The sequence below is a fragment of the Fibrobacter sp. UWH9 genome (genome assembly GCF_900129715.1).
GTDB lineage: Bacteria > Fibrobacterota > Fibrobacteria > Fibrobacterales > Fibrobacteraceae > Fibrobacter.
Genome location: NZ_FQWP01000005.1, coordinates 110413 through 127023, shown reverse-complemented (window position 1 = coordinate 127023; position 16611 = coordinate 110413). Strand labels below are relative to the sequence as shown.

Sequence of the window (16611 nt, the reverse complement as noted above, 5' to 3'; positions counted from 1 at the left end):
TTTATATTGTGGGCTATGAGCAAGCACCTCTACTTTTATAGCGATGCGTCGGAATGGGGCGGCCAGGAAATTCTTTCGGCCCGTATCGCCAACATTCTGGCAGAAAGTTACCAGGTGCATTTTTTCTTTTCCGCTCAAAAGTTTGATTCCGAGTTACACCCCTCCATTGAACGGATTCCCCTACCCTACCATTCCCAGGGACCATTCCCCATTGTTCGAGATAGGTTTTCGGGTAAGTCGGGCAAGGCCTTCAAACTTTTAAAAGAACATGGAGCAGGTTCCGCCAACTTTAGGCAGCTTATCATCTGCCCGGGCAACATAGAACGTTGTATTCCCGCCGTAGTTGCCGCCTCCAAACTCAATCTGGAATTGATTTCCTATTACCCCATGGCCTTCACCCAAAAGGAATCGCTGGCCAAGTTTGGAACACTCCGCGACAGGCTGGCATTGAAAGTCTATCCGAAGATTTCGAAATGGATCGTCAACACGCCTTACCAGGAACGTCTGCTCCGCAGATTTATTCCCAGTGAGACGCCTGTATTCCAGTTGCCCAACCCGCTGACCTACCAGGAAGACGCAGCCCCCAAAGCACCTTCCGAAGTAAGAAACATCGCAAACATCGGCAGACTATACTTCGGGCAAAAAGGTCAGGAGATCATCCCCCCGCTAGCAAGCCTGCTAAAAGAAAAAGGCGTTCATTTTCACGTCATCGGACAAGGCCCCGACAGGGACATTTTCAACAAGATGGTCCAGGACTGCGGAACATCTAACGTTGTTCATAATTACAGTTGGCTTTCCCCTAACGAGGTCAAGGAAAAACTTCAGAATCAAATGGACCTGCTGCTTGTAACGTCAAGGTTTGAAAGCGGCCCCATGGTGCTTTTCGAAGCCTTGCAATGTGGCATTCCCGTGTTAGCCGCCAACGAAGAATACGTCAAGGACTACAGGCTTCCCTGCTGGATGACCTACGACCCCGGCAACGTTCAGGACGCCGTCCAGAAGATCCTTGATTTGCCCCAGGCGTGGAATCAAAAAAACTTTGAAGAGGTCCGCCAATTCCTTTTTGCAGGCCGTAGAGACCAAGAGTTCCAACAACAGGTGTTGAACATCTTTTCTCAGATTTAAACAGCTCCCGATATTTATATATTAGGGCAATGAACTCTGTACACGTTGTCCTATGCACCTATAATGGCGAGCGCTATCTTGATGAAATGCTCCGTTCCATTGCATGGCAGACCCTTCCGGCAAAATCCGTCACCATTCTTGACGACGCCTCGTCTGACAGGACTTGCGAAATTGTAGAAAGCTATAGAGAAAAGCTCCCCCTCCATTTTTACAGAAATGAAACCAACACGGGGCACAGAGCCGCATTTTCGAAAGCGCTGGAATACGCTCGACAGCTTGTACAGCCGGGAGATTTCATCGCACTCGCCGACCAGGATGACATCTGGAATCCAACCAAAAACGAAAAGTTGGTCCAGGGCGTCGGCAGCAAGGCCCTTGCATTTGGAGACGCCCAGATCATAGACGGTCAAGGCAACAAGACTGCAGATTCCTGGCGCGCCCTCGCCCATATTAGCAAGGACTCCAACATTTGCCGCCAGGTTGCCGGCATCAACAACGTCACGGGAATGATTTCTCTTTTCAGAGTAGAATTGCTGAACGAGATCCTCCCCATTCCAGAAGGAGTCACCGTACACGACCGCTGGATCGCCATGATGGCCCTGAAGAACGGAGGCATTGTCGCCATCGATGAAACCGTCGCCAGCTACCGCATTCACGGAGGCAACGCCGTTGGAGGTGTCGCCACGCCTTGCATGAGCAAGACCCTGGCCACGGCAATTTCCTGGAACGAGACAATTATCGCCAACGCAAACCGACTCAAAATGAATGACGGGGAAATCAATTTCGCGAAAAAGCACCTGCGCTGGACTCAACACAAGACAGCTCACACAACCGCTTTCCGATTCCTCCCCTGGGTTTTTGCCCACAGAGATGACCTTTTCTTAAAGACATCTGCAGTCACCAGATTAAAGCAGATTCTCTTTAGCGCTCTTGGATTACCACTGGCTAAAAAACTTTTTGGGAAATCCTGATGGAAAAGCAGACTGCCATTATTTTGGTTACCTATAACGGATGGGCCTTGACCGAGGTCTGCCTTAAAGATTTGCTGCCCCTGGTTTCTGCCAACGATGCAGAAACTGCAGGTCATTTCGTCGTAGCCATCGCCGATAATGGAAGTTCCGACGGAACTGTAGAAAAAATCCGAGCCCACTTTCCATGGGTACACCTCTACCCGCAAAAAGGCAACCTGGGCTTTGGCGCCGCCAACAACGGGGCCATCAAGGGTCTCATCGCAGACGGCATAGAATTCGACGCCATCTGCCTTCTCAACAACGACACGCGATTCAATCCAGAAGCTATCGTGACGTTGCGAAAGAATCTTGACCAGGCTGCAGAAGCAGGCCACAAAGCGATCATCGCGCCTACAACGCTAAACGCAGACGGCAGCCGTCAGAACAATTTTTTTGCTGGACTGGGCCCCGACGGAATTGGAGCCATTCCGTTTTTCCTAAACGCCTTCCGCAGCGAATCAGGTGCCGCCCGCATTCTAGAGGGCACACCCGCCCCCGCCGACAAAAATGGTCTTCAGGAAGTCCACTGGGCAAGTGCCGTCTGCTGGATGCTGCACCGAGCCCTCTGGGAAAACGTCGGCGGGTTCGACGAAAAAATTTTCATGTACTACGAAGATGCGGATCTGGCCCTGCGATTCCGCAAACTGGGCGCACGCTTCTACATCGCACAGAACGCCCCCATCACCCACCTGGGTGGCGGCTCCGCAAGCAACAGCCTCAGTCGCGCCCTGCAGCATGACCGCTCCCAGCAATACGTGTTCCGCAAGCATTTCGGACTCCGCGGACTTCTGCTTTCCAAGTTATTCCGCATGACCCGTAGCCTTGTCCGCATATTGACCGCCCTTCCCCGCTGTCTGGCAGGAGCCTCCGCCAAACAAAAGAGGGAATACCTCCGCCATCATTTAGCCTTGTTGAAGGAAGCCTTCAAATGAGAATCGTCGCCGCCCTTCTATTGTTAGCCGTTTATGCATCGGCTCATTTTACCGTAGTCGATACGTCAAAAAATTACGAAGTCAATATACACGCCCAGCTGTTGGATTCCCTGGCAATTACCAATTACGAAAAAATTCCAGGTCAAGGCAACACCCCCACCCATTATGACAACGCCATGTCGGTGCGTCTGTTTTTGGATGGTCATTTTACAGATGCCTTCCAGTTCGCTGCCCGAGTAAAAGTCAGCACCGACTTTACCAACCGCGATATCGCCGACCATTTCTACAACCCCAACGAAGGCGTTCCCTACAACAAGCAGAGCGACACCAAGCGTACCTGGGACCTGTTCGCCGCACACGCCAGCTACCAGCTTTCCGCCGTAACATTGCTTGGCGGTTTTGATTACCTGGACATGGGTCCCGCCCGTCGAAACCATGTGATTCTCCGCGGAGAACAGGCAAACTACCGCCCTTGGCAAGATAGCAGTAGCCGCATTAGCGACCCGGCCCCTACGCCCTATTTCGGTTATCAGTTTGAAGTGGGCCCTGTCGTATATTCCCAGTACGGCATGAAGCTTTTCGAGAAAAAAGGGAACGGTAAATATCTACACGTCCATCGTCTTGACCTGAACTTGCCGGCCAACATTACCTTGGGACTTTCCGAAACGGCCCTCTATGGAACCACAACAGAACCCGCAGGCTCCAACCCCAACCTGGATGCCGATAGCAGCGGTCGCGACTTTGAATGGTCCTACATGATTCCCTTTATCCCTTACGTTTTCCAGGAACATCTGCAGGGAGATCAAGACAACATCGGCCTAGCCTTTGATCTAAGCGTCAAGACCATTCCCCATTGGGAATTCTACGGCGAACTGCTTTGGGACGACATGAAGTCCCCCACCTCCATGTTTGATGATTCCTGGTGGGGCAATAAGTGGGCAGCCTCTGTTGGCATCGCCCGCGACAGCCTGCGTCTCGGCAAGACGCTCTGGAACTGGTATGGGGAATACACCCGCATCGAACCTTGGGTTTACACCCACCACAAAGGCGGCGCTTACACCTATGCCAGCTACGCCCAGAGCATGGGCAGCGATTTAGGCCCCAACAGTCAGGAACTCTACACCGAAGTTAGCGGTCTCTACCGCGTAGAATCCGGTCTGCTGAAAGACGCCCTCATCCGCGGAACATTGCTTGCCAGCGCCGTCGCCAAGGATACCGCATTCGGCGGAAACATTACCGACATTCACACTCCCGAAAGCGCCATCGACAAAAAATACCTGAATGATGAAACCTCATTCAGGTATTACGAAGTAGGCGGCAAGCTGGAATTCTATCCCTTTAGGTGGATGAGCATCCGTGCCGGTTACTCACGATTCTTCGGAGATTACGAAGGCTACAGAACCTACGGATTCGGATCCATTCAGTGGTGATGCCCCTTCTTGGGAATAAATCCCACCAAAATCAATAAGGCAAGAACAGCGGCACAGCTGTAATCGAACCATCCCAGGCCATCACCATCCCCGTAGTGGCCATTTGCAGTTATGGTGCTAAGGAAGGTGTCCATCATGAACGTATCCACCAGCCATCCAAAGAAGAAAGCTCCGGCAGCAATGCTGATTAGGTAGGCAATCAAAGTACGCTTGCCAAAAGTCTTACCCACCACAACCATAGATGCAATGCTTGTTGCAGGACCAGCCATCAGCAACACCAAGGCAGCACCAGGAGGAAGTCCCTTTGCCATCAAGGCCAAAGCCAGAGGGATGGAGCCTGTGGAACAGGTGTACATGGGCATGGAGATCAACAGCATGGCAAACATGCAGAGGATGGGATACTCGCGAATTGACATGAACAATTCATTGGGAACGAAGGCAGCAATCAAGGCACCCAAAACCAAACCGACCAAAAGCCAGCGGGTAATTTCAGGCAATAAATCGCCGAAGCCGTACTTGAAAGTTTCCTTCAATTTTCCAACAAAACCGTTCGCCTTTTCAGAAGAGTGTTCATCGAGACAGCAACTGCAACCATGCACTTCTTCATGACCGCAGCAACACTTGCGTTCCTCATGTTCATCATGGTCGTGTTCGTGGCAGCAGCAACATTCGTGATTCTCATGTTCGTCGTGTTCCTTATGGTCGTGACCGCAACTGCCGCAGCCGCATTCACTTTTGGGAACCGCAATTTTCGAAAGGTCATCTTCAGCCTCGCCCCGCGTTACCAGATTGGTTAGCAGCCCGCCGAACATCGAAGAGACAAATGCAGCCACCGGACGGAGAATGGCAAAAGGCAGTCCCAGCAGAGAATAAGTCGCCAGAATGGAATCCACCCCAGTAGCAGGCGTAGAAATCAAGAAGCTGACGCTGGCACCCTTGCTAGCCCCTTCCTTACGTAGGGCAACAGCCGTAGGGATTACGCCACAACTACAAATAGGAAGCGGAATTCCAAATAGCGCCGAAAGCAGAACCGACTTGAAGTTAGGCTTACTTATCTTAGGCACATATAAGGATTTGGGAACCCACACGTGCAAAATTCCCGCCAATAGGAACCCTAAAAGCAGGAAGGGCGCCATTTCGGCAAAGAGTTCTATTAATGCAGAAAGAAATATTGTTACGTATTCCATGATATTATTCCTCTTTTCAAGATTCAATAGTTGAACAACCTTTCAATCTTTAAGAGAAAGAAAAACAGCCTTCGCCGTTAATCTTCATCCTCCATGACATGGGCCATGCCCTGATTGAAAATCATCTTAACGTGTTCATCGGCCAGGGAGTAATAGACAACGCTCCCTTCCTTACGGCACTTCACCAGATTAGACTGTTTTAAAATTCGAAGCTGATGGGAAATGGAAGACTTGGTCATATTCAGCAAGACCGAAATATCGCTGACGCACATTTCCGGGCGACAGTCATTCCCATGGCATTTGCTAATTCCTTTCTTGTGGGAAGCCATATGGACTTCGGCACGCATCAAGGCGCAAAGAATCTTGACGCGGGTAAAATCACTGAAAATCTTGAAGATATCCGCCAGATCCATAAGGTTTTCATCCTCAGGCATCATAGGACGAATAGCATTCACCACTTCTTCGTGAATGCAGCTACAGTCGGTTCCTTCTAATTCGATTTCAGCCATTGTTACCTCAAGGATCTCAGTTCAGCCGAACAAACAGTTGAACAATCTTTCAACTACCAATATAAAAAGTTAAACGTTTCCCTGCAAGTGGTCCACATTATTTTTCATAAAAAAGACCACGCCTTGGCGCGGTCCCTTTAAAAATTTGCTGTACAATCCAGCTATCCAAACAAGGCCCTTATTTCTTCGTCGGTCTTAACCGCCAAAGCCTTAGTCTTCCATTCAGAGTCCAGCATCTTACGAGCCATGTCGGCAATGACAGTGGTATGGGCCATTGCAGACTCCGCCGGAGACAACAGCACGCACATGAACTTCGCCTTTTCACCACCGCGGATTTCAACATCCGTCAGACCCTCGGGGCAAACTACGAAAGCCATCAACGGTTCAGCTAGTCCCGGCACACGAGTATGAGGCAAGAGCAAGCCCTCCCCCATATACACGCCCTGCTTCACACGATCCACAAGCCCCTTCCATGTCGCATTAGCATCAAAGGAGCAGGGACCATGTACAAGAGCATCATAAGCGAAACCCAAGGCTCGGCCAAAGGTTTCTTCTGCTGCATAAAATTTTGTATAAACAAGAGCCATGGGCTATGCCAGTGCCTTATCCATAAATTCGAAGACTTCCGGTTCGGTGACCTTGGCGATCTTCTTGAATTCACCGAACAGCACGCGGAGCTGAGCCTTACCCGGTTCGATGTACTGTTCAAACTTCTGGATTCCCTTAACCTTAGAGAGGAAGCAATAAGCACCCATGGCCTGCATCACGCGCTGGAGGCTTGCATGGATAAAGGCTTCCCAGGCATCTTCCTGTGTATATGTCTTGGTTTCGCGGAACATGGTGCGCCAGTATTCAAAGAAGTCCTTGATTTCGTTCAGAGACAGGCTCACGTAAGGATCCCACAGGAGGCTAGCCAGATCATAGAACATGGAACCGCGACGGGCGCCCTGATAATCTACGAAGGCAACTTCAGAATCGGGTTTCACCATAATGTTCTGGCTCTGGAAGTCGCGATGCAAAAGTACCTTGGGCTGAGCATCCACAGAAATGGCCAGCACAGAGTAGAAGTTCAACACCGACTGAGGAATTTCCTGAATTCCCTTATGAGCCTTCAGGAAGTTTTCGGTAAAGTAGTCGGTTTCCCACTTGAGGGCGGCAAAGTCAAAACGACGGAGCCAAAGGTCGGAGCGGGAACTGAACAGGGAGCGAGAAACTTCCTGCCACTTGACGAGAGCGTCAATCACCACCGGATACAGGATGCGGACGTTGCCGGATTTGTTCTGACCAGACGGAAGAATTTCATCCAGCAGGTTGTGTGCGCCCAGATCTTCCTGCAACACAGAGCAACTTGCTTCGTCCACAAAATACACGCGAGGCACCGGCAGACCGAATTCACGGAAGGCGGCGGAATAATCTACAAAGCGCTTAAAGTCGTCATCTACAGATGCGGAAACCTGAAGTACACAGGACTTATCGCCACTGGCAATGCGGTAGTACTTGCGGCCCGAACCGGCACCGGCAATGGTTGTAATTTCAAAATCCGCGGCATAGCCGTGAGCCAAAAGAAAATCTTTAACTGCAGAAGAGACAATTTCGTTATTCATAGTACGGAATATATATAAAATTAGCGGTCAAGGTACCGCAATCTTTATTACGAGAACTTAATTCTCGGGTCTACCAAAGTATAAAGGATATCGCTGAACAGGCGGCCCACCATGGCCATTAGACTGCTCAGGAAAATAATCCCCATAACCACATTGTAGTCACGGTTTACCATGGAATTGTAATAGAGCAATCCCATGCCATCGATATCAAAAACCTTTTCGATCAAGAGCGCTCCGGCAAACATAAGGGTGCAGATTTCGCTCAGGCGGGTGGCAATGGGAATCAAGGCGTTGCGCAGAGCGTGGCGTACCAGAGCCTGGTTGAAACTCATGCCCTTGGCCAGGGCAGTTCGCATGTAGTCACGGCCCAGCTCCTCCAAGGCGGAGTTTTTCATGAGAAAGGTCAAGAAGGCGAATTCACTGATCATATAACAGAAGATAGGCAGCACCAGATGGTGAGCCAGATCTGCTAACTTTTCGAAGAACGTGAAATCTTCAAATTCGTCTGATGTCAAACCGCCCAGGGGGAAAATATCCAGGTAAGAACCGCCGGCCAAAAAGATAATCAGCAAAATACCAAGGGCATAACCGGGCATCACATAGCCCGAAAAAATCACGCCGCTGCTAAAGGTATCCAGCTTGCTTCCATGATGAACCGCTTTCCACAGTCCCAACGGAATACAAATCAAGTAGCTTAAGAAGAATGACGTAAAACCAAAGAAAAGAGAAATGGGGAAACGGCTAGTGATTACGTCCCACACAGGAAGACCGTAAGTATAACTGTTCCCTAGATCCAAATGAAGTACGTTCCAGAGCCAGGTCAGGTACCGCTGCCAGGCCGGCTTGTCGAAACCGAAATAAGCCTGAATCTGGGCAATCTGATCTGGAGAAAGAGCCTTCGACGCATCTACCCCACCCTTCATGGCAGCAGCCTGCTGGGCACGGGAAATCATTTCTTCTACCGGGCCACCAGGCAACAGCTGAATCAGGATAAAGCACACCAATGAAATCCCGATAAGAGTCGGGATCATCAGCAGCAAACGTCTAAGGATATAAGAACGCATATTAGCGACGAGGTGATAGCGGAAAGGTTAAAGAACTTAGCTAGGCGGCTACGCCGCTCTTCATCAACGAGGCTTAGCCTCGCATTATTCTTCTATAAACTTTATCCTTTAACCTTTAAGCTGATTAACGCATCTTGCCGGAGCGGAGGACGTCCATCATGTTGAAGGGTTTTGCAGTGCCGGCGGCAATCTGTTCGGCCAGGAAGTTCACGGCGTCCACAGTACCTTCGGCGTAAATCTTACGACCGCACACATTGTGCTGGAATTCGAAGTGGACGGTACCGTCTTCGCTATCCAGGTTGTAGGTGTGGAATGCGTGGCCGCCCAGATATTCTTCAGGCACGCCCATACGTTCCATCTGGCTCTTTTCGTCACGAACCTTTTCGATATCGTCCGGAGTGTATTCAAAGCCCATCTTCTGGAAGGAGCCAACCACGGCGCGTGCAGTACCGCTGGTGTCAGCCTTAGTCTTCTGGTGGCTTTCAACCACAGAAAGCTTGTAGCCGCTGAATGCGGTGGGGAATTCATTGGCCAGCCATTCGATCATGGTCTGGAAGGCCACAATCTGCTTGCTCATGTTGGGAGCAATCACGCTGGGGTGATTAGCTTCGGCAACAAGCTTGGTCAAAGCTTCGCGGTCACCACCGGTGGTGCCCATGACAAACGGAATCTTGTGCTTTACGTAGAAAGCAGCGTTGTCGTTCACTGCGGTGGGATGAGTGTAGTCCACGCAAATCAGGTTGGGGTACTTGGCAAGAACTTCACCGATGCGTTCTTCGCGGTTGCTGGGTTTCAAGAGCTGAACGGTCTTGCCAGCCACGACCGATTCATTTTCAACGATGATTTCACCAGTGAGGGAATAGGGAACCAGTTCCAGGCCGCGCTTGACGCAGGTTTCGGCCACGATCTTGCCCATGTTACCCGGAATACCATTTACCATTACTTGAACGGACATAAAAAACTCCTGTAATTATTTACAGGAGACAAGATAGAAAAAATATTTTTTTAGAAATTCTTTCGCTGTTTGAAAACGACCAGATGTTCCTTGGCTCGGGTAGCCCCCACCAAAATCAGATTGGCATTGCTATGAGGCGCGCCAGGGTCATTCTTGGACGGTTCTAGATCCGTCAAAACAACCACCCGCTTATCCAAGCCCTTATAGCGGTAGGCCGACACCATGTTTATGGCAAGACTGTTCAAAGAATCGCTCACATCGCTCCACTGGAATACATCATCGTTCAACGACGCCAGGCCGGAATGATTTTTGCTTCTCAATGAAACAACCAGAATGTCCTTAGGTTCGACACCCTTCTTTTTCAGATCCACAACCACCTTCCGCAACATTTCAATCTGGTCTTCGGGCTTGTCATATAGGCGAACATCTACCTCACGGCCAGGCACCGTATCTTCGTAACAAGGGATACGGATATCCGTTACGTCATGAACCCAGTTCAAAATTTTCTTGGTGCTGCGGAAGCCTCGCTTAAGAACCATTACAGGCATGGCATTAATGGCAGCATTCCCCAGAACCTCGCGGCCTTTGTACAAAGTCTGTTTGGAATCATAGAAGAATCGCACAATCCCCTTTTCTGGATCCTTCAACAGAAGCAAAGCCGTATCAAGCCAATCGTTGGCGAAGTCCTGTCCTTCATCAATAATCAGGGCATCAAAAAAGCGATTCTTCTTGCAACGTAATTTTTCCAGAGCCTCCTTAAAGAAGACCGACATGGATTCAAAATATTCAGCCTTCTCCTTAGCATCATCCGGTTCCTTGCGGGCAACACCCTTGACCTTGGCCAGGCGCACATATTTAGCCGCCAACTTATGGAATCCAGACATCACCACCTGCGATTCATCTAGGCCAGCCTCCACAAAATTTTGCTGCATGTGTTCCGCCAGCAAATCATTGTAGCAAAGAACCACAACCCGCTTCCCTTCGCGAGCCAGGCGGGTCGCCTCCCACTGCACCAACAACGACTTTCCAGAACCAGCCACACCCTCGATACGCATGCGCGGGTTACGAACAATGGACTCCATCAGCATTTCCTGAATTTCCGTCGGGCGCACACGGGCTTCTGCCTGCATATCCCAAAGTTCCGGCCAGGAAGGTTCATCAAAGCAACCCAGGAACGAAACCAGCCTGTCAAAATTTTCATCCGAAAGTTCATCATTGGGGAAGGGATTTCCTCCCCGAGATTCTTCCTTCATTTCCAGGATTTTCTTGACCTTACGTTCCAAAGTATTGTAGCTTTTCAGGTCCGACTTTAAAATCGCGCGTTTAGGTTGCATGGCATTGCTGCCAATTTTCCCAACGCTATCCATATCCGCAAAACAAACGGCCCACTGCACACGAACCCGGTGATAGCCAGCCCCTTCATCCTTGGGGAACATACCGCTAAAATGATCATGAAGTGGATAAATCAAGGACTGCACTTGTTGAACGGGAGAACGTTCCATCACGCGGTTTCCCTGCTTCCACACAAAACCGTTTTCGGAACCCTGCGACTCTTCCGTAGAAATCTGGCCGTCCTTGCATTCAATCAGGAGCATCCCATACTTCTTGTGGTAAAGGATGCAGTCCACTTCGCGGTCCACATCATTACCCCGGCCTCTCACGGCAAAATTCAGGTGAACATTCATCCACACATTCCATTTTTCATCCAAGCAGGAGGCCATATCGAAAATGGCCATTTCGGAACGTGAGGTAGATTCAGTAGACAAGCGCTTACGAATAGTAGACATAAAAAAATCCTTCTTTACAAGGAATATAATATCATAAATAAAAAACGCATACTTTTAAATAAATAGAAAAGGAATCATCCAGAACGGATGATTCCTAAAAAGCGAAGGCAACCCTTTTAAATATGCCCCGGAATAACCTCTAACAATCGAGATTTCAGCATCTCGTAACGAAGCCGTTTTTCTTCCTTGGCAAAATGAACCTCACGAGACTGCAATGCATTACCCTCATAGCAAAGCTTTTCACCGCCGAACTGTTCGCTGGTCAAGTCAAAAACACGGTCTCCAATTACATTATAGCAGTGGACACCACCTTCCGGCCGGAGAATGCCATACACATCCCCACCCAAAAGATCTTGCACTAAAAATGCCGTAATAGAACACTGTCCGCAGGTTTTGTTTTCGCAGGACCATTTTTGACGAAGGCGGGGTGCGCAAGTTTCAACACACCAGATTCCGGAAAGCAGGTCGTAAAGGCGCCGCACTTTTTCTGGAGCACCTTCCCAACCATAAAACTTGTAGGATTTATTCAACATGGCAAACCTTTACAAGGCCAACTTGTAGATTTCCATGGTAGCGGCAGCATCCAAATCCATATAGCCCTTAAGAACGTCGCCCTTCAACTTATGAAGGCGTTCGTTGAGCAATTCCAGGTTGGGATTTTCTATGCCAAGTTGTGCGAAAGTCACAGGCATATGGAGCTTGTCGTGGAACCAGGTCTTGAGGGCAAGAGCACCCGCCATAGCGTCGGCAGCTTCGTCGCCGGAGTTCGCAACGCCTAACACGCGATGACCCAGCTGGGCAATCTTGTGAGGATTGTGCTTGGCACCGTACTGCAGGAACGCCGGGAAAATCACAGCAAGGCCTGCGCCGTGAGTCACATCGTACTCTGCAGAAATTTCATGTTCCATGGCGTGGCTGTTCCAGTCTTCCACGCGGCCGATGGAACAAGTATCGTTATGGGCGATAGTAGCGCTCCACATGATGTTAGCGCGGGCTTCGTAATTCTGCGGGTCGGCAATAAGCTTTTCCGCATTTTCCATAATGGCCAGCAGCATACCTTCTGCAAGGCGGTCGCCAATCTGCACGTCAGGAGTGTTGCTCAGGTAACGTTCCAGAATGTGGGCCATCATATCGCTGACGCCGCTGGCTGTCTGCCATTCCGGCAAAGTCATAGTCAATTCAGGATTCATCACCGCAAACTTCGGGCGAAGAATCATGGGATAGCGGATACCCACCTTCACCTTGGTGGTGGTATTGGTAATGACGGAGTTGCCGGAACCTTCGGAACCTGCAGCAGGAATGGTCAGCACAACGCCCAAAGGCAGTGCACGAGTTCCCGTGGCTTTCTTCTTGCCGTCCACCACTTCGTACAAATCCCAGAAGTCACCATCGTAGTAGTAACCCACAGCCATGGCCTTGGCAGTATCGATTACGGAACCGCCACCTACCGGAAGCAAAAAATCCGGCTTAAATTCACGGGCAATCTCAAGGCCCTCGCGAACCTTGGTATCAATGGGGTTCGGCTGCACGCCACCCATTTCTGTAAAGGCAATTCCTGCAGCGGTCAATGCACTTTTCACACGGTCCAAAAGACCGGAGCGCACCACGCTGCCCCCACCGTAAATAATCATCACGCGGCTAGCGCCATGCTTAAGGCAAAGCTCCCCTACCAGGGATTCTGTGGAACGACCGAAAACAAATTCTGTAGGACTGTAGAAGGTAAAATTATTCATGAGTTTGAATATATAAAAGAAATGCCGGGGCTGAGCCACGGCTCCTCCAAAATTACATTGCAAAGATGACCAAGTGTTCCATAAAATCAGTGCTTCCATCAACGTTTTTTTGCAAAAAATGGACTCCCAAAAGGCAAACCAAGCTAATTTGGAGCCCATTTCATTACTTTGTATTCAACGAACATAATAAAGTTTGTTCAAAAATAGGCTCCAAAATGGACAACAATGAAAAAAGGAGTCCATTCAAAACTTAGACAACACGGTAATCCGCCATTTTCGCGTTAGTTTGTCTAAAAACATGGACTCCAAATCCGATAAACCAATTAAAATGGAGTCCAAAAATTCGAAAAAACGAAACAAATACAAGAAATGCAACCCCATAGGAGCCGCACTTTAAAAGTTGCTAGATCCTTCGCTAACGCTCAGAGCCTGCCCTGAGCTTGTCGAAGGGATGACATCTGAATCAAATTTCGCTTTAGAACCAGGCATTCAATTTTGTTCTAGAGTCAAGCGAGACAAGGCGCGAGCCCTCGTAGCGTACTAATCGTACGTGAGAGGGCGAGCAACGCAGTATCGCGCAGGCTATAGGACAAAATTAAACCTTCAGTTCGCCGGCGTCGATATTATTCCAGTCTTCCACTGCTTCGATAGCCGGGCGGACTTCTTCGGTCACGAACTTCACGACCTGACCAGGAGCGCGGCCAACGAACTTGCGAAGGTCCAGAATTTCCTTCAGTTTTTCTTCGGTGATGCCCAGCTTCTGGAGCTTTTCGTTCTTGAGAACGCGTTCGAGAAGGTCATTATCCTTACCCTGTTCCTTAACGACGCGGCCAGCTTCCTGAGACATCACGCGGATTTCTTCGTGGAGTTCCTGACGGTCGCCGCCATTCTTCACACCTTCCATGATGATGTTTTCGGTAGCCATGAACGGAAGTTCTGCCATAATGCGCTTTTCGATAACCTTGGGGTAAACCACCAGGCCGTTGGTCACGTTTTCAGCGATGATGAGCATTGCATCCATAGCGAGGAATGCTTCGGGAATAGCGAGACGCTTGTTGGCGGAGTCGTCCAGAGTACGTTCGAACCACTGGGTAGCCTGAGTAATGGCGGTGCTGTTCACCTGGGCCATGACGAAACGGGCCAGAGAGCAGATACGTTCGGAACGCATGGGGTTACGCTTGTAAGCCATGGCAGAGGAACCGATCTGAGTCTTTTCGAACGGTTCTTCCACTTCCTTAACGCCCTGCATGAGGCGCATGTCGGTTGCAAACTTGTGGAGGGACTGAGCGATGGAGCTGAGCACCTGGTTTACGCGGTTGTCCCACTTACGAGTGTAGGTCTGACCGGTGATGGTGAGCACGCGCTTGAAGCCAGCCTTGGCGGTAACGCGGCGGTCCAGTTCCATGATCTTTTCTTCATCGCCGTTGAACAGGTCCATGAAGGAGGCCTGGGTACCGGTGGTGCCCTTAACGCCGCGGAACGGCAGCACTTCGATGAGGAAGTTCACTTCTTCCAGGTCGATGAGCAAATCCTGGAGCCAGAGGCAAGCGCGCTTACCCACGGTGGTGAGCTGAGCAGCCTGGAAGTGAGTAGCACCCAGCTGAGCCATGTCCTTGTATTCCATGGCAAACTTGGAAAGCTTATCCATCACGCGGCAGAGGCGCTTACGAACGATGATCAAAGCCTGCTGCATCTGGATGAGGTCAGTGTTGTCGCCAACGAAAGCGGAAGTTGCACCCAGGTGGATGATGCCCTTAGCCTTGGGGCACTGCACACCGTAAGCGTAAACGTGGCTCATCACGTCGTGACGGCGGCGCTTTTCTTCTTCTTCGGCAACGTCAAAGTTGATATCGGTAGCGTGAGCCTTCAGTTCGTCCACCTGTTCCTGGGTAATGGGCAGGCCAAGTTCCTTTTCGGATTCGGCCAGGTAGATCCACAGCTTGCGCCAAGTCTGGAACTTGTACTGCGGGCTGAAGATGAAACTCATTTCCTTAGAAGCATAACGCTGAATCAGCGGGCTTTCGAATTGATCACGCATGTTTTATCCTTTGGGTTGTCCCCGTTAAATTTACGGGGTGAAATGTAGAAATTAAAACGTTCAAATCCTATACCAGCGCTTCACTTATGCAATGCAAAATTAGAATCGCATATAAACCTAAAAACAACTTACCAAGTACATTTTCAAAACGCAGAATTTAAACGTTCAAAAAAAAACGTCTAACTCATTGAGGAGCAAGACGTTAGAAATAAATCCATATTTTTAGGGAATTTTCTGCTATCCTTTCTGCAAATTTTCAATATCTTCGCGACTCAGGTAAGTTCGTTGTTCCAAACCATCAACAATTGTATTTGATATATTTGTTCGCAAAATTTAGGAGGAAACATGTTCAGAATTTTCGCTGCACTCGTTCTTATTGCGTTCATTTTTTGCGGTTGCTTTACCCCAAGTCGCACGGCACCTTCTGTCAAGGAATACTCCATGCAAAACATGGGCAGGTCCTTCGTCACCAGCAGAACCGTGCATATTCCCACCCCGCTTCCGTTCAAATATGAATTCGGCGGTGCTTGGGATATTCGGTTCAATATATTTGACCTAGACCGGGAAGTATCTGCCTTTACTGTAAAAAAAGACAACAAGATTATCGCTATCCGAGGGGCCCGTAAGGACTACTTCGCCCAGGATACCACATTCACCTCCCCCTTTGATGTAAGCGACGAAGAATTTGCCCTATACTACTTGAACTGGGATATGGATTACTGGAAGAATCTCATCGATCAAACTGAGCAAGAAATAGCAAAACGTCTGTTGCAAAACGACTCGGTTCTCTCCACAATAGGAATATCAACAAGAAAGACAAGCGGAGAAAGTAAGACCAGCCAAGAATTGTTTTTTGAACTCAGTGACCGTTTCTCAGTTACGGGTCACGGAGCACTTAGCCCTAACGAAAAGATGAACGTCGTTCAATCGTTATTCGGCAATGCGGGCAATGAAATGATCCCCATCTTAAACCAGGGTTCAGCCGCTTTACAAAAAAGAGGCCGCATGATTAGCTACACCGCAAGTGAAGCAACCTACAATGCAGAGAAGAAATACGGTACCATCAGCCGATCCCTTCCCGATAGCAAGACCTGCACATTGGCAAGCGTGCAGGCAAACAATTACATCTATATGATTACAGGCACAACATCCTCCGACGACAGCGACGACATGTGCGAAGTTATCGCCGACATCTGGGAAGACCGAGCTGAATTTTAGTATTTTAACTTTCTAGAAA

At 49.5% G+C, this 16611-nt stretch carries 15 protein-coding genes; 5 read left to right on the top strand and 10 right to left on the bottom strand.

What is annotated here, in order from left to right; translation table 11 throughout:
* The first annotated feature begins 15 nt into the window (after nt 1–15).
* From BUB94_RS06365 to BUB94_RS06350, 4 genes are read left to right on the top strand one after another with little or no spacing between them, the layout of a single operon-like run.
* Nucleotides 16–1125, top strand: coding sequence for a glycosyltransferase (locus BUB94_RS06365; protein WP_073235221.1), 1110 nt, complete (start codon nt 16–18; stop codon nt 1123–1125).
* 29 nt (nt 1126–1154) lie between these two features.
* Nucleotides 1155–2096: a glycosyltransferase gene (locus BUB94_RS06360; protein WP_073235217.1), complete on the top strand. Its 942-nt coding sequence runs from the start codon at nt 1155–1157 to the stop codon at nt 2094–2096.
* Nucleotides 2096–3067, top strand: coding sequence for a glycosyltransferase family 2 protein (locus BUB94_RS06355; protein ID WP_073235214.1), 972 nt, complete (start codon nt 2096–2098; stop codon nt 3065–3067). Before BUB94_RS06360 ends, BUB94_RS06355 begins: the two co-directional genes overlap by 1 nt.
* Complete coding sequence (locus BUB94_RS06350; RefSeq protein ID WP_083538141.1) at nt 3064–4497, top strand: hypothetical protein; 1434 nt, start codon at nt 3064–3066, stop codon at nt 4495–4497. The genes BUB94_RS06355 and BUB94_RS06350 overlap by 4 nt, the downstream gene beginning before the upstream one ends.
* On the opposite strand, the gene BUB94_RS06345 is transcribed toward BUB94_RS06350, so the two are convergent.
* From BUB94_RS06345 to purB, 10 genes are all read right to left on the bottom strand, one after another.
* A complete protein-coding gene (locus BUB94_RS06345) occupies nt 4488–5684 on the bottom strand; it encodes an SO_0444 family Cu/Zn efflux transporter (protein WP_073235207.1) in 1197 nt (398 codons plus the stop codon). The two genes, BUB94_RS06350 and BUB94_RS06345, sit on opposite strands and share 10 nt — an antisense overlap.
* A 77-nt stretch (nt 5685–5761) precedes the next feature.
* The gene (locus BUB94_RS06340; RefSeq protein ID WP_073235204.1) at nt 5762–6193 is read right to left on the bottom strand and encodes an ArsR/SmtB family transcription factor; all 432 of its coding nucleotides are present in this window, start codon (nt 6191–6193) and stop codon (nt 5762–5764) included.
* 161 nt (nt 6194–6354) lie between these two features.
* Complete coding sequence (locus tag BUB94_RS06335) at nt 6355–6780, bottom strand: PTS sugar transporter subunit IIA (RefSeq protein ID WP_073160610.1); 426 nt, start codon at nt 6778–6780, stop codon at nt 6355–6357.
* 3 nt (nt 6781–6783) lie between these two features.
* Nucleotides 6784–7797 carry an aminoglycoside phosphotransferase family protein gene (locus tag BUB94_RS06330; RefSeq protein ID WP_073160608.1) on the bottom strand — a complete coding sequence of 338 codons (1014 nt, stop codon included), beginning with the start codon at nt 7795–7797 and terminating at the stop codon, nt 6784–6786.
* A gap of 47 nt (nt 7798–7844) precedes the next feature.
* Complete coding sequence (locus tag BUB94_RS06325) at nt 7845–8861, bottom strand: ABC transporter permease subunit (protein ID WP_073160606.1); 1017 nt, start codon at nt 8859–8861, stop codon at nt 7845–7847.
* 124 nt (nt 8862–8985) lie between these two features.
* Complete coding sequence (dapB, locus tag BUB94_RS06320; RefSeq protein WP_073235201.1) at nt 8986–9816, bottom strand: dihydrodipicolinate reductase; 831 nt, start codon at nt 9814–9816, stop codon at nt 8986–8988.
* Between the two features lie 50 nt (nt 9817–9866).
* Nucleotides 9867–11603 carry a DNA/RNA helicase domain-containing protein gene (locus tag BUB94_RS06315; protein WP_073235198.1) on the bottom strand — a complete coding sequence of 579 codons (1737 nt, stop codon included), beginning with the start codon at nt 11601–11603 and terminating at the stop codon, nt 9867–9869.
* Nucleotides 11604–11719: 116 nt separating this feature from the next.
* Complete coding sequence (locus tag BUB94_RS06310; RefSeq protein ID WP_073235195.1) at nt 11720–12136, bottom strand: YunG family protein; 417 nt, start codon at nt 12134–12136, stop codon at nt 11720–11722.
* A gap of 9 nt (nt 12137–12145) precedes the next feature.
* On the bottom strand, nt 12146–13336 hold the full coding sequence (locus BUB94_RS06305) for an iron-containing alcohol dehydrogenase (RefSeq protein ID WP_073235192.1): 1191 nt from the start codon (nt 13334–13336) through the stop codon (nt 12146–12148).
* Between the two features lie 595 nt (nt 13337–13931).
* Nucleotides 13932–15374, bottom strand: coding sequence for an adenylosuccinate lyase (gene purB, locus BUB94_RS06300; protein WP_073235187.1), 1443 nt, complete (start codon nt 15372–15374; stop codon nt 13932–13934).
* 345 nt (nt 15375–15719) lie between these two features.
* On the opposite strand from purB, the gene BUB94_RS06290 reads away from it, so the two are divergent.
* Nucleotides 15720–16592: a hypothetical protein gene (locus tag BUB94_RS06290; RefSeq protein ID WP_139260151.1), complete on the top strand. Its 873-nt coding sequence runs from the start codon at nt 15720–15722 to the stop codon at nt 16590–16592.
* Nucleotides 16593–16611: the final 19 nt, after the last annotated feature.